General features: G+C 63.8%; 10 protein-coding genes. 4 read left to right on the forward strand and 6 right to left on the reverse strand.

The genetic code is table 11. The features are described 5' to 3' along the window. Positions 1-4: 4 nt before the first annotated feature. Complete coding sequence (locus V1290_RS09935; protein WP_334364235.1) at positions 5-709, reverse strand: SDR family oxidoreductase; 705 nt, start codon at positions 707-709, stop codon at positions 5-7. Between the two features lie 20 nt (positions 710-729). Then, positions 730-2529 carry a thiamine pyrophosphate-binding protein gene (locus V1290_RS09940; RefSeq protein ID WP_334364236.1) on the reverse strand — a complete coding sequence of 600 codons (1800 nt, stop codon included), beginning with the start codon at positions 2527-2529 and terminating at the stop codon, positions 730-732. A gap of 207 nt (positions 2530-2736) precedes the next feature. Here V1290_RS09940 and V1290_RS09945 point away from each other — a divergent pair, with 207 nt between their 5' ends. The 4 genes from V1290_RS09945 (at position 2737) to V1290_RS09960 (ending at position 8571) form a co-directional block, all read left to right on the forward strand. Further along, positions 2737-3630, forward strand: a complete 894-nt coding sequence (locus tag V1290_RS09945) for an IclR family transcriptional regulator (protein WP_334364237.1) — start codon at positions 2737-2739, stop codon at positions 3628-3630. A gap of 187 nt (positions 3631-3817) precedes the next feature. Beyond that, positions 3818-5062 carry an ABC transporter substrate-binding protein gene (locus V1290_RS09950; RefSeq protein WP_334364238.1) on the forward strand — a complete coding sequence of 415 codons (1245 nt, stop codon included), beginning with the start codon at positions 3818-3820 and terminating at the stop codon, positions 5060-5062. A gap of 102 nt (positions 5063-5164) precedes the next feature. After that, positions 5165-6040, forward strand: coding sequence for a branched-chain amino acid ABC transporter permease (locus V1290_RS09955; protein ID WP_057843407.1), 876 nt, complete (start codon positions 5165-5167; stop codon positions 6038-6040). Next, the gene (locus V1290_RS09960) at positions 6037-8571 is read left to right on the forward strand and encodes a branched-chain amino acid ABC transporter ATP-binding protein/permease (protein WP_334364239.1); all 2535 of its coding nucleotides are present in this window, start codon (positions 6037-6039) and stop codon (positions 8569-8571) included. Before V1290_RS09955 ends, V1290_RS09960 begins: the two co-directional genes overlap by 4 nt. Positions 8572-8670: 99 nt before the next feature. Here V1290_RS09960 and hemC read toward each other — a convergent pair whose 3' ends face one another. From hemC to V1290_RS09980, 4 genes are all read right to left on the reverse strand, one after another. Further along, on the reverse strand, positions 8671-9657 hold the full coding sequence (gene hemC / locus V1290_RS09965; protein WP_334368981.1) for a hydroxymethylbilane synthase: 987 nt from the start codon (positions 9655-9657) through the stop codon (positions 8671-8673). A 188-nt stretch (positions 9658-9845) separates the two neighbouring features. Further along, positions 9846-11951 carry an acetate--CoA ligase family protein gene (locus V1290_RS09970; protein ID WP_334364240.1) on the reverse strand — a complete coding sequence of 702 codons (2106 nt, stop codon included), beginning with the start codon at positions 11949-11951 and terminating at the stop codon, positions 9846-9848. A gap of 9 nt (positions 11952-11960) precedes the next feature. Continuing rightward, positions 11961-12743, reverse strand: coding sequence for an enoyl-CoA hydratase/isomerase family protein (locus V1290_RS09975; protein ID WP_334364241.1), 783 nt, complete (start codon positions 12741-12743; stop codon positions 11961-11963). A 53-nt stretch (positions 12744-12796) separates the two neighbouring features. After that, entirely contained in the window at positions 12797-13807 is a 1011-nt protein-coding gene (locus V1290_RS09980) for a tripartite tricarboxylate transporter substrate binding protein (RefSeq protein ID WP_334364242.1), read from the reverse strand. Positions 13808-13906 lie beyond the last annotated feature (99 nt).

Raw genomic sequence — 13906 nt, forward strand, 5'->3', positions numbered from 1 at the left:
CCGGTCAGATCACTAGCGCCCCGCCATCGACATAGACGATCGATCCGGTCGCAAAACCGTTCGCCATGAAGCTCAGGATTTGCCGCGCGATGTCCTCAGCCGCACCGACGCGCCCGGCCGGCAGCGCCGCCGCCGTCTTCGCCAGCATGTCGCGCCGCGCCTCTTCCGGCATCGCAGCACGGATCGGGGTGTCGATCACGCCCGGCGAGACCGCATTGACACGCACCGGCGCCAATTCCAGCGCGAGCGCCCTCGCCAGCGACTCCAGCGCGCCGTTGGCGGCGCTGACGATTGCCGAGTTCGGCCGCGGACGGACACTGAGAAAACCCGAGACCAGGGTCAGCGAGCCGCCGGCGCGGATTTCGGCCTCGCGCGCGACCCGCCACGCGCCCCAGAACTTGCCTTCCATGGTGACGCGCACATCTTCCATCGCCACCGTCTTGAACGCCCCGGTGCGAAGCTGCGCCGCCGTGACCACGACATGATCGACCGGACCGCAACGGCGGAACAGCTTTGCCACGCTATCATCGCTGGTGACGTCGGCGGGGATCGCGATGGCGTTCAGCTTCTCCGCCACCTGGTCGAGTTTTTCGACATTGCGGGACGCAATGATGACGTCTGCACCCTCGCGCTTCGCCATCTCCGCGGTCGACATGCCGATGCCGGAGGAACCACCGACGACGACGACTTTCCTGCCTGCTAGCAGCATGTGATTTCCTCGAAGTGAGATCAGGCGGGCTGGTAGCGCGTGCCGATACCGGCCTTGCTCTGCCCGAGCCCGGGCAATTCCCAGACGCCCGCACCGACCGGATTGATGTCGGCGGCGATATCGACGTCGATCAGATAGGGTTTGTTCGCCGCGATGGCTTTGCGGATGGCCTCGCCGAGATCGCCGGCGCGATCGACGCGCACGCCCTCGACGCCGCAGGAACGGGCCATCGCCGCGAAATCCGGATTGTAGCGCTCGCCGGTGTTGGGATCGTGGAAATCGGTCGCGAGCTCGCGGCCACTGAGATAGCCGCGCTGTAGCCCGCGGATCGAGGCGTAGGCGTAGTTGTTCCAGACCACCCAGACCACGGGCAGATTGTATTCGACAGCCGTCCCCAGCACATTGGCGTGCATGAAGAACGCGCCGTCGCCGCACACCGACACGCAGGGACGATCGGGCGCCGCGAACTTCGCGCCCATCACGCCGGCAACGCCAAAGCCCATCGGACCGAACCCCATCGAGCCGATCAGCGAATCCGGCCGCTTCGGCTTGCAGAAGCCGAGCAGCCAGTTGTGATGCACCCCGATGTCGCTGACGAGGATGGCATCTTCCGGCAGCGCCTTGTCGATTTCGAGCGCGGCGCGCTGCGGATTGATCGGCGTGGTGTCGTCGGAAAATCCGGGGGCGACGAACTTGTCCCACTCTCTCCGATAGCCATCGATCTGCGAGAGCCACTTCTTGCGCGCGTCCAGCTTCTTCGCGAGATCGCCGCGGCGATCGAGTTCGGCGTGAACCTGCCGCAGGAAGGTACGGACGTCGGCCATCAGGCCGAGCGCGACCGGATAGTTGCGGCCGATCTCCTCCGGATCGATATCGACATGGATCAGACGCGTCGGCGGAATGGTGAAGGAATAGCCGGGAATCCACGAGCTCGAGGTACGATCGTCGAACCGCATCCCCATTGCCAGCAGCACGTCGGCCTGACGCGTCGCGTGATTGGCTTGGTAGTGGCCGGCCCGCGCGACGAGGCCCAGCGCCAACGGATGGTTGCAGTCGATCGCGCCGAGGCCGCTGGCGGAAGCCGCGACCGGAATCTGCAGCCGCTCGGCGAGCCGCAGCAGTTCCTCCGCTGCGCCGCCGTAGCGCACGCCTTGGCCGACGATGATCGCCGGCCGCTCGGCACCGAGCAGCATGTCGACGGCTTTCACCACGCCCTCCGGATCGGCGCCGCAGCGGCTCGATATGTTGGCGTTCCACTCGATCGCGTTCGGCGCCTCCTCGGCCGCCGATTCCATGAACACGTCGAAGGGCACGTCGAGCACGACAGGCCCGGGGCGGCCCGTTGTCATGGTCTTCCAGGCCTGCCGGACCGCCAGCGGCACCATTTCGCCGCGCGTCGGCTGGAACACCTTCTTGCAGATCGTGCGCACGGTGGAAGGAAAATCGGCCTGGTGATGCCGGTACATCTCCTGGAAGGCGCCCCGGTTGAACTGGCTGGTCGGCACGTTGCCGGTCACCGCCAGGAACGGCACGGAATCGAGAAAGGCATTCGCAAGCGAGATCGGCAGGTTGGCCGAGCCGGGCCCGCAGGAGGTAAACGTCGCCGTCGGCCGGCCCGAGACGCGGTAGTAAACGTCGGCCATGAAGCCGGCGACGCTCTCGTGATGCACCGAGATCGTCTTGATATCGTGGGAACGTTCATACAGCGCGTCGATGAATTGGATGTTGCCGTGGCCACACAGGCCGAACACCTGCGGCACCTTTTCCTGGATCAGATAGTCGACGATGACCTGGGCGCCGTTGAGCATGTTACGCGACATCGATTCACTCTCTCTCCCTAAGCCCAACGAATTCGCCTCCGCGTCTTTACCTCGCGCGGTCGGCTGCCTCGCGAACCTATTTCTCATAATACTGTACGTCAATTGCTATTGTGGTATGCTGAATCGCACCTCCGACCGGAGGTGATGCCGTTGAAGGGCAAGGGCGACCTGCTAGACTTCGCCTCGCCCACCTGGAGAACTGATTCCGTGAAGCCGCGCACCAAGCCGAGGACGAGCGACAAGCCTGCAGGCCCACGCAAGGTTTCGATCGCAAGGCTGATGCCGTCGAGCGAGCCCAACATCGACGACGAAGCCGAGGAGCGCGCACGCGGCGGCGTGCAGTCGCTCGGGCGCGCGTTCTCGATCCTGGAAGAAGTCGCGCGCCACCGCGAAGGCATTGGATTGGCTGATCTCAGCAAGCTGGTCGGCCTGCACAATTCCACCACCTTTCATCTCGCCAAGACGCTGGTGTCGCTCGGCTATCTCAGGCAGGAGCGCGATTCCAAACGTTACCGCGTCGGCCGGCCGCTGTTTGCGCTGGCGGCCAGCGCGCTCGACGAAATCGAGATGGTCAATCTGGCCACGCCAATCCTGGAAGAGCTGTCGCGAGAGACCGGCGAGAGCGGTCATTTTGCCGTGCGCATGGGCGACGCGGTGGTCGTGATCGCCCGCACCAGCGGGGCTGGCGCGTTCCAACTGGCCGACCGCGTCGGCGTGGTGCGGCCGGCGCACTGCACCGCGCTCGGCAAGATCATGCTGGCCTCGCTCCGCCCCGATCAGTTGAAGCGCTTTCTCGAACGCGTCGAGCTGAAGCCCTCGACGAAAAAATCGATCACCGATCCCGCCGTGCTGATGCGCGAGATCGCCGAAATCCGCCGCAACGCGATCGCATTCGACGACGGCGAATACAACGCAGAAGTCCGCTGCGTTGCGGTGCCGGTGTATCATTTCACCGGCGAAGTGATCGGCGCGCTCGGCATCTCCGGCCCGATCTGGCGCATGACCGATCAGGTGGTGCAGAGCCGCGCCAAGCTGGTGCAATCGGCCGCCAGCCGGCTGTCGATCGAATTCGGCGCACGGGGTCTGGCGAAATCCTCCTGATTTCCTGACCTCACTCTTTCTGAATTGCCTCAGTGCGCGGTGCTGCGCGGCCACGACGCATTTGGCGTTGACAGCCGACGCCGCGTCCGGAAATATCCTACAATAATAAAAGAACGTCTCTCACATTGTCGCATAAGCGGGAATCGGAGGGAGAACGTCAAGGCGAACTCTCGGGAGGAGATCAGTCATGACCCGCTTTAGCCGACGCACTCTGTTGAAGGCCGGCGCCGCTTTTGCCGGCGTATCCGCTATCGGATCTCCCGCCATCGTCCGCGCACAGGCCGCGCGGATCAAAATCGGCCATCTGGTGCCGCTGACCGGTTTCCTCGGCGCGATCGGCAGCTACGCCCAGCTAGGGGTGAAGATGGCGGCGGAGGAGATCAACGCGTCCGGCGGCATCATGGGCAAGCCAATCGACCTGATGTCGGAAGACTCCGTCAACCCCGCCACCGCCTCGACCAAGGCGCAGCGCATGATCGAACAGGACGGCGCCGTGCTCTTGTTCGGCGAAATCTCATCCGCCTCGTCGCTGACCATCATGCAAGTCGCCGAACGCAACAAGAAGGTGTTCTTCTCGACCGGCGCGCGCTCGGACGCGCTGCGCGGCAAGGACTGCAACCGCTACTCCTTCCATTGCGACATTCCCAACACGGTGATGGTCAACGCCGTCGGCACCGCGCTCAAGCAGAAGAGCATGGTGAAGGGCAAGAAGTTCGTCACGCTGACGGCGGACTATATTTTCGGCCACGACCTCTTGAAGGCGGCAAAGGCCTTCTTCAGCGCCAACGACGCTACCCTGATCGGCGACGAGCTGATCGCGACCGACGTTACCGACTTCAGCCCGTATCTCCTGAAGGTGCGGCAGGCCAAGCCCGATGTCGTCTGCTGTAACCTCGCCGGCAACCAGGTCACCAATCTCGTCAAGCAATATGCCGAGTTCGGCTTCCCCTACCCGCTCGTCGGCTTCAACCTCAATACCGGCGACGCCTGGGCGATGGGCGAAGGCAATCTTTCCGGCACCTGGCCGACGGTCTGGTACCACACGCTCGACAATCCGGCGTCCAAGGCCTTCGTCGAGGCCTTCAGCAAGAAATACGGCAAGCCGCCGGAGAACCATGCCTGGATCGAATACATCACGCTGAAAATGATCGCGCAGGCGATCACCGAGACCAAGTCGACCGAGAGCGACGCGCTGATCGGCTATTTCGAGAAGCAGACGCAGTTCGACATCATGAAGTCGCGCAAGGCGTATTTCCGATCCTGGGACCATCAGCTCGTTCAGGAGGCCTATCCCTTCACGGTGAAGGCGAAGAACGAGATGAAGGACAAGTGGGACATGCTGGTGCTCGGCGAGGCCGTTCCGGCCGCGGGCGCCGACCTTGAAACGATCTACCCGACGAAGACGCAAAATCCCTGCAACATGAAGGCATAGAAGCCCGAATCCGGGCGTCGGGCACACTGGCGTTAACGGCGCCGGCACAGATCGGCCGGCGCCGTCTCTTTTTCAAGGTGCGGTTAGAGTCGCGGATCGCAGATGCAGTTTGGATTCCTGCTTGAACAGGTGGTGAATGGCCTGGTGCTCGGAGGCTATTACCTCCTGATTGCGCTTGGGCTGTCGCTGATCTTCAGCGTCGGCGGCATCGTCAACCTCGCGCATGGCGCGTTCTATGCGCTCGGCGCCTACATTTCCGTCGAGATCACGAAGTATCTCGGCTTCGGCTCGGCGGTGGTGCTGTCGCCGGTTGCGGTCGCGCTGCTCGGCATTCTCTTCGAGCGCTTCATCCTGCGAAGGTTCTACGACGCCGACCCGATCCTGAGCTTGCTCGTGACGTTCGCCCTCGCCATGGTGACTGAACAGGCGATCCGCATCATCTGGGGCGCGCCGCCGATCTCGGCCGCGATCCCGCAGGCGCTTCGCGGCTCGGTGTTCCTCGGCGATTTCCTGTTCTCGCGCTATCGCTTGCTCATCCTCGCCGTCGTCGCTGCAGTCCTGCTCGGTGTCTGGCTCTTGCTGCACAAGACGTCGTTCGGCCGCGTGGTGCGCGCCGGCATCCAGCGGCCGGACATGGTCGCCGCACTCGGCATTCGCTTGCAGCCCTACATGACCGCGATCGTCATGCTGGGCGTCGGCATGGCCGCGCTCGGCGGCGCCTTCTTTGCACCGATCACGATCGTGCATCCGGCGATGGGCGCCGAGATCATCACGGTTGCCTTTGTCGTCGTCGTGATCGGCGGCCTCGGCAGCTTTTGGGGCGTGGTGATATCAGCCCTTCTGGTCGGTGTCGTCAGGGGCATCACCATCCACTTCGCGCCGGCTGCCGGTGAAGCCTCGATCTATGTGCTGATGTTCCTGGTGCTCATGGTGCGGCCGCGCGGGCTGCTCGGCGAACGTATCGAGAAGTTCGAATGATGACGCCTGCCGCCAAATTTCGTCCGCTGCTGCTGGCCGCGCTTGCCGTCATCGTGCTGCCGTTCGGCCTCTATCTGCTCGGCCTGTCACTCAACACCGGCACGATGGTGGTGGCGCTCGCCATTGCCGCGATGGGGCTCAACCTCTGCATCGGCTATACCGGGCTCGTCTCGTTCGGCCACGGCGCCTGGTTCGGCATCGGCGCCTATGCGGCGGGACTGATCCAGCGCAACTGGTTCGGTGGCGACATCTTCCTGCCGCTGCTACTTGCGGCGATCGTCGTCGCCGTCATCGCGACCTTCGTCGGCTTCGTCATTTTGCGCCGGCGCGGCGTCTATTTCTCGCTGCTGACGCTGGCGCTGTCGGCGCTGACCTATACCATCGCTTTTCGCTGGACCGCGGTAACCGGCGGCGAGGACGGTCTCGGCGGCCTGAAGCGGGGCAGCATTGGCCCGTTCAGCCTCGATAACGCACTCAACTATTACCTCGTCGTCTCCGCACTCTGCCTCGGCGTGCTTTATCTCCTGCTGCGGCTGGTGCGCTCGCCGTTCGGCCATGTGCTGATGGCGATCCGCGAGAACCAGTTGCGCGCCACGTTCCAGGGCTATCCGGTCGAGCGCTACAAGCTCGGGGTCTTCGTGATCTCGGCGGTCGTGACCGGCTTTGCCGGCGGGCTGATCGGCTTCCAGAACTATCTGGTCTCTGCCGAGGCCGTTTCCGTCCCGTTCTCCGGCGAACTGCTCGCCATCGTCGTGATCGGCGGCATGCGCAGCATGCTCGGACCGGCGATCGGCGCGCTGTTCTTCATCCTGTTCCGCGAGTTGTTTTCAATCTGGACGCCGAACTGGCTGCTCTGGTTCGGTCTCGTCTTCGTCGCCTTCGTGCTGTATTCGCCAGGCGGCCTCGTCGGCATCTGGGCGACACTCGCAAAGCGCTGGTGGCCGCCGCCGGAAGAAACCGCCGCGATGAGCAGGCGCAAAATCTACCAAGACCTGCCTTTGCCGGCCTTCCTGCGGCCGAAAGCGCTCGAGGGTATTGTGCTCAACGTGCAAGGCGTCTCGAAGAGCTTTGGCGGCATTCGCGCGGTGACCGATGCGAGCCTCACCGTCGGCGCGGGCGAAATTCACGCCTTGATCGGGCCGAATGGCGCGGGAAAAACCACGCTGTTCAATCTGGTCTCCGGCCTCTATCCGACCGACAGCGGCACCATCAGGCTGAACGGCCGCGAGATCCAGGGCGTGCCGTCGGAGGCGATCTGCCATCAGGGGCTGGCGCGCTCGTTCCAGATCACCAACCTGTTCAAGGGGCTGTCGATCTACGAAAACCTTCGCCTGTCGCTACAGGCGCAAAGCCCGGGGCGTTTCGACCTGTGGCGCGACATCGACCATTACAGGGATATCCACGCCGAGACCGCGGAACTGATCAAGTTTCTCGGCCTCGAAGGCATCGAGACAATCGAAGGCGGCGAACTGTCCTATGGCGGGCAGCGGCTGGTCGATCTCGGCATCGCCCTCGGCTCCAAGCCGCAGGTGCTGCTGCTGGATGAACCACTCGCCGGGCTTGCCGCCGCCGAGCGCGAGCGCGTCTCGAACCTGGTCAAGAACATCGCCGCCAACATTCCGGTCCTGATCGTCGAGCACGACATCGATCGCGTGCTCGGCTTCTCCCGCACCGTCACCGTGATGAACCAGGGTGAAGTGCTCATGACCGGCACGCCCGAGGCCGTGCGCGCCGACCGCAAGGTGCAGGAGATCTATACCGGCACCGGCGTTCCCGAGGTCGAGCATGTCACGAGCGAGCAGGCCCGCGACAGCACAGCCCCCATTCTGCGCTTCGAACGCGTCAACACGTTCTACGGCAAGAGCCATATCCTGCACGACGCCACCCTCGACGTGCGCGAAGGGGAAATCGTTGCGCTGCTCGGCCGCAACGGCGCCGGCAAGTCGACGCTCCTGAAGACGCTCGCAGGCCTCGTGCCGTTGTCGTCAGGCGCGATCGAATATTCCGGCATGGACATCTCCCGCCTGCCTGCGCCCGAGATAGCGCGCGCCGGCATCGGCTATGTGCCGCAGGGCCGCGGCCTGTTCGCCGGGATGACGGTACGGGAAAATCTCTCGCTCGGGCGTCTCGCGCGCAAGACCGACGGCAGCAACGGCGTGGTGTGGGACGAAGCGCAGATCCTCAACTATTTCCCGCGCCTGCGCGAGCGCATGGACGTCGCGGCGGATTATCTTTCCGGCGGCGAGCAGCAGATGGTGGCGGTGGCGCGCGCGATGTCGGGCAACGTCAAACTCCTGCTGCTCGATGAGCCCTTCGAGGGGCTGGCACCGGCCGTGATCCTCGAACTGTTCAAGGTGTTCGACCGGCTGCGACAACACATCTCCATCGTGATCGTCGAGCACAATCTCGATCTGGTGCTCGCGCTCGCCGACCGCGTCTTCGCGCTGGAACGCGGCGCGGTGTTCCATCAGGGTCCGGCGCAACCGCTGCTGACGGATCTCGAGTATCGCAAGAAGATTTTGTGGCTGTAATACTAACCCGTCATTGCGAGCGCAGCGAAGCAATCCATTTCTACGCTTGCGGCTCTATGGATTGCTTCGTCGCGTCGCTCCATCCGGGGAACGCGTCCCTCACGAAAGCAGGGAATCCTCCTGCGGCCGCGTGCGCGCGATAATCTCTGCCGCGCCCTTGTCGAGCAGATCGAGCCCAACGGCGCGACCGAGTTCGCGGGGGCGATCTGCCGGGCCACTCCGCGACACCTCGATAAAGCAGTCGCCGGCTTCATCCAGCACGGCGGCCGTCAGCGTCATCTCACGATCCGCCAACGTCGCATGGCCGGCGATCGGCGAGTTGCAGTGGCCGTTTAAAACCCACAGCACTTCGCGCTCGGCCTCGGCGCAGAGGCGCGACGAGGCGTCCTCGATCTTGGCGAGCCGGCCGCGCGTGACCCAGTCCTTCTCGACGCATTCCACCGCGACGATGCCCTGCCCTACCGCGGGCAGCATTTCGCGAACCAAAAAGTCATGGACGATGCGCGATGCCATTCCGATGCGTTCGAGCCCTGACCTTGCCATCACCAGCGCATCCGCCGGTCCCACCTCGCCGCCATCGGGAAGCCGCTGCTTGTCGCCGCGATCGAGCTTTGCGACACGGGTATCGGCGGCGCCGCGGAAATGGATTACGGTGGCCTCGGGGAACAGCCGGCGCAGATAGGCGGCGCGTCGCACCGCATTGGTGCCGATCTTGAAGCCTTTACCTTTCGATGCGCGAAACGCATCCAGCGAAAGGCCCGGACGCAACACCAGCGCGTCGTTGGCCGGATCGCGCGGCAGGGTCGCCGCGATGATCAGGCCCGGCGTCTCCTCGTTGCCCGGAACGTCCTTGAGCGAATGCATCGCCGCCTGCAATTCTCCGCCGCGCATGGCCTCGCGAATTTCGGCGACGAAGGCACCGCCCTTGCCGCCGTGGCGCAGCAGCTTGCTGGTCTGGTCCTGGTCGCCGCGGGTTTCGAACTTGACGATCTCGACATCGAGCGCGGGATCGGCCGCGCGCAGCAGCCGTGCGATCGCTTCGGTCTGCGCCAGCGCCATCGCGCTCTTGCGCGTGCCAATCTTCAAGGTCTGTCCGGACACAAGGTCTCCGTTCGATCACAACGATTGTCTCGAGCGTAGGGGATAGAGCAAGCGGTCCTCCAGAACAACGTCTTTGGCGGCGGGAAAACCGGCCGCTTGATAGCCGGCCCCTTCGGCCGCTCATCTCGAAGCAACCCATTGTGCAACAAAGCAATTTACCTGCCAGGAGGGCTTCAGCCTCTGCCATCCCCATCTGCCGCGACAACGACGACACCGTCTCCCGCCTTAACTCCGTTCCCTCTCGGCAAGACAAACAAAGGATTGATCTCCGCCTCCAGTAGGTTCTTTCCGATCGACGTCGCCATGCTGGAGAAAGCGAGCATGGCGTCGACGAGAGCATCGACATCCGCAACGGGACGGCCGCGAAAGCCGCGCAGCAGCGGGGCTGACTTCAGCTCGTCGATCATTTCCTCCGCATCCCGCCGCGAAAGCGGCGCCAGTCTCACGGCGGTGTCCTTGTAAAGTTCGGCGGCGATGCCGCCCATGCCGAGCAGGATCGAGGGGCCAAGCTGCTTGTCGTACTTGAAACCGAGGATCATTTCGATGCCACCGGTCACCAGTTCCTGAACCAGAAATCCCTCGGGCTTTCGGCCTGTCGCCGACAAAAAGCCTTCTGCCATACGCATGCAGATGGCTCCGGCCTCACCGGGCGCGATATTAACCGCCACTCCCCCGACATCGGACTTGTGAAGCACCTCGCGCGAGAGAATCTTGATCGCGACGTTGCCGCCGAAATTCAGCGCAGCGGGCGCAGCTTTCTCTGATGTAGCGACACAGACCTCGCGGGTGATCGGAACGCCGAACTTCGCAAACAGCGCCTTGCTCTCATACTCGTTGAGAGGACCTGGCCGCAGCATGCTCTGGACATCGGCTCCAAACGCCGCGGGGACAGTCGGCGCGCTGACTTGCGGAGAACTCTTGTCGCGCATGCGCCACATGGCGGAAAACGCGGTGGCGCAGGCCTCTGGGGTGGCGAAAGTCGGTATGCCCGAGAGATTGAGATGCCTGATCGCCTGCGGCGCGTGGGGACTGGCAAATGTCACAATCGGCTTGTCGGTCCGGGCGAAGCAATCGCGCAAGGGCGCGCCGACAATCTCTGGCTCGGTGATCGAGGACGATCCCAGGATGACGGCAACCGCATCGTAGGAAGGACTTTCGAGCACGCTGTCGAGCACACCTCGAAAGTATTCGGATTTCACGCCCGCCAAGGTAACGTCGATCGGGTTTCGATCCAGCACGGCATCCGGGATGTTCAGCGCCTTCAAGCGCTCGGCCGTCATCTGGTCCGGCGCCAGGGTCTCAAACCCCGCCAGGCCGGCCGCGTCGGCGACCAGGCTCGCCGCGCCGCCGGTTGATGTCACCACGGCGATACGGCGACCTTTCAGTCGCCGCCCGGAGCTTAATGCCTGCGGAATATCGAGCAGATCGGAGAATTGCAGCGCCCTGATGATACCGAGTTGCCTGAACAACGCATCGTAGACGGCATCCGATCCCGCGAGCGCTCCGGTATGCGAGCTTGCGGCATGGGCGCCGGACTCGGATCGCCCGACCTTGAAGGCGACGATCGGCTTGCCGGCTTGCGCCGCCCGCTGCGCCGCCTGGCGAAACTGCATCGGCTTGCGCAGGCCTTCCAGATAGAGCGCAATCACCTGCGTGGCGGGATCGTCGATCAGGTAGTCGACGAGATCGGATACATCGATATCGGCTTCATTGCCCGTCGCGATCAGTTTGGAAAACCCGATCCCCTGGGCCTCGGCTCTCGACAGCAGCGATCCGAGAATGCCCCCGCTCTGCGATACCAGCGCGATCGAGCCGGGCACAGCCTGGCTGTTCTGAAGCGCCGCACTCGCCGACAATGCGATCCCATCGGTGAGATTGACGAGGCCGATCGTATTCGGCCCGAGCAGCCGCATGCCGCCCGCGGCGCTTTTCAACGCCTGCTGTCGCGCCATTCCGTCCGCGCCGCTTTCGCCAAATCCGCCGGCGAGCACGATGGCCGCCCCGGTGCCGATGGCGCCGAGGTCCCTCACCGCTTCCGGAACGCGCGCAGAGCCGACCAGAACGATGGCAACATCGGGCGCATGCGGCAACGACCGGATGTCCGGAAAGCAGGGATGGCCGGAAATCGACGGATAGCGTGGGTTCACGGGAAAGATTTCGTGCCCGTAGCCATGCTTTTGCAGAAAGGCGAGCGGACGGCTGGTCAACTTGCCGGCATCGGCCGACGCGCCGATGATCGCCACGCTCTTCGGTCGGATCAAACGTTCCAGAGCGTCCATATCGGCCTCCTAGCGCCCGGATTTGTCGAGGAATACCGCCACCGATTCCCGGTGCTCGGCAGTCGTGTAGCAGATCGCCTGGGCCTCGCGTCCCAATGCAAAGACCTGCTCTTCCGCCGTTTCAAACGTGCGGTCCATGATCCCCTTGGTCAGAGCGATGGCTGCAAGAGAACCCTTGCTGAGATCGCGCGCCCATGCGGCCGCATCATGCACGAGCGTCCCGGCCGAACGCACGCGATCTGCGAGGCCAATCGCGATGGCTTCGGCCGAACCCACGGGACGGCCGGTGAAGATCATCTCCTTGGCGCGGGACAGCCCGATCCGGCGCGGCAGGAAGTACATGCCTCCGCCATCGGAGACCAGTCCGCGACGAACGAAGCTCATGCTGAACGCCGCATCTTCCGAAGCCACGATGAAATCGCAGGCGAGCGCGAGATCGCATCCGAGACCCGCGGCGGCGCCGTTCACCGCCGCAACCGTCACCTTCCCCATGCCGTGGAGTGCCGCGACACTGCGGTGAGTCTGCTGCTGTCTGCGCCAGCCGTTGAACGCCACCTTTCCGGCCGGCGCCTGCAGCCGATCGCGCATGCCGGAAATATCGCCGCCCGAACAGAACGATTTTCCATTGCCGGTGAGGACCACTGCCCGCACCGCCTCGTCGTTACCGGCGCGGTCGAACACGGCGATGAACTGGGCACGCATCTCATCGTTGATGGCGTTGCGCACATCCGGCCTGTTCAATCGCACGATGGCGACGGAATCCTCAACTGAATACTCGACCAGGCTAGTCATCGTTACCTCTCACCGGATGATGGATCTCATGGATGTCCTGGCGACGTTGCGGACTACTCCACCTTGATGTTCGCGTCCTTGATCAGCTTGCCCCATCGCGCTTCCTCGTCCCGCACATAGCGGTCGAGCTCTTCGGGGGCGCCGCCGACCATGATCAGGCCCTCATTGGTTTCGAGGCGCTTGAAAGCCGAGGATTGAACCGCCTTTGCGACGGCCTTGTTCAGACGCTCGATGATTGGCGCAGGCGTCTTCGCCGGCGCGTACAATCCGTACCAGCTCTCCGCGGCGTAGCCTGGCACCCCGGCCTCGGCGACCGTCGGCAAATCGGGAAATGCAGACGAACGTTCCGCGGTAGTGACGGCCAATGCTCGCAATTGCCCGCCTCCGATGAGCGAGGCGGCGCTTGCCACCGTGGTGAAGATGACATCGATCTGGCCGCCCAAAAGATCGGTGATCGCCGGCGCGGCGCCCCGGTAAGACACCGTGGTCAGGTTCACATTGGCCATCGATTTGAACAGTTCGCCCGCCAGATGGGCCGAAGTCCCCGTGCCGAACGTACCGTAGTTGAGTTTTGCAGGGTTGGCCCTGGCTTCCGCGATCAAGTCGGCGACCGATTTGATCTTCGATGCTGGATTGACGACGACGATATTGAGCGATCGCGCGATCAGCGAGACCGCCGCGAAATCCTTGTGCGGATCAAACGGAAGCTTGTTGTTCAGACTCGGATTGACCGCATGGGCGAAGCTTGCCAGTAGCAGCGTGTAGCCATCGGGCTCGCTGGTCGCGACAAGCTGGGTCCCGATGACGGTGCCGGCGCCCGGCTTGTTCTCGATGATGACCGGCTTACCCAAATCCGTCGAGATCTCCTGTGCCAGCGTTCGCGCGATGATGTCGGTGCCGCCGCCGGAGGAGAAGGGAACGACGATCTTGATGACCTTGGCCGGGTATTCGGCCCGGACCGGGGTGCCGGCCAGCGCCGCCATCAACGACAGAGCGGCAACAATGATCGGCAGGCGCCGGCGCGCCGCGGTTCTTGAAGGACAGATGGCCTTGCTCTTTGGCATGCGTGCCTCCCTTGGGCTGTTTTCGGGCATTTGGAAAATGCGTCTGTCACGGCGGCTTCTTTCCGGGCCGCGCTCCTGCAGCTAGCACGGGCAATTCTG

Source organism: Bradyrhizobium sp. AZCC 1578, from assembly GCF_036924675.1.
Lineage (GTDB): Bacteria > Pseudomonadota > Alphaproteobacteria > Rhizobiales > Xanthobacteraceae > Bradyrhizobium.

What these genes read in the sequence shown, in the direction of transcription:
- V1290_RS09935 (WP_334364235.1), bottom strand. Translation starts at nt 709, where the DNA reads ATGCTGCTAGCAGGCAGGAAAGTCGTCGTCGTCGGTGGTTCCTCCGGC.
- V1290_RS09940 (WP_334364236.1), bottom strand. Translation starts at nt 2,529, where the DNA reads ATGTCGCGTAACATGCTCAACGGCGCCCAGGTCATCGTCGACTATCTG.
- V1290_RS09950 (WP_334364238.1), top strand. Translation starts at nt 3,818, where the DNA reads ATGACCCGCTTTAGCCGACGCACTCTGTTGAAGGCCGGCGCCGCTTTT.
- V1290_RS09955 (WP_057843407.1), top strand. Translation starts at nt 5,165, where the DNA reads ATGCAGTTTGGATTCCTGCTTGAACAGGTGGTGAATGGCCTGGTGCTC.
- V1290_RS09960 (WP_334364239.1), top strand. Translation starts at nt 6,037, where the DNA reads ATGATGACGCCTGCCGCCAAATTTCGTCCGCTGCTGCTGGCCGCGCTT.
- V1290_RS09970 (WP_334364240.1), bottom strand. Translation starts at nt 11,951, where the DNA reads ATGGACGCTCTGGAACGTTTGATCCGACCGAAGAGCGTGGCGATCATC.
- V1290_RS09975 (WP_334364241.1), bottom strand. Translation starts at nt 12,743, where the DNA reads ATGACTAGCCTGGTCGAGTATTCAGTTGAGGATTCCGTCGCCATCGTG.
- V1290_RS09980 (WP_334364242.1), bottom strand. Translation starts at nt 13,807, where the DNA reads ATGCCAAAGAGCAAGGCCATCTGTCCTTCAAGAACCGCGGCGCGCCGG.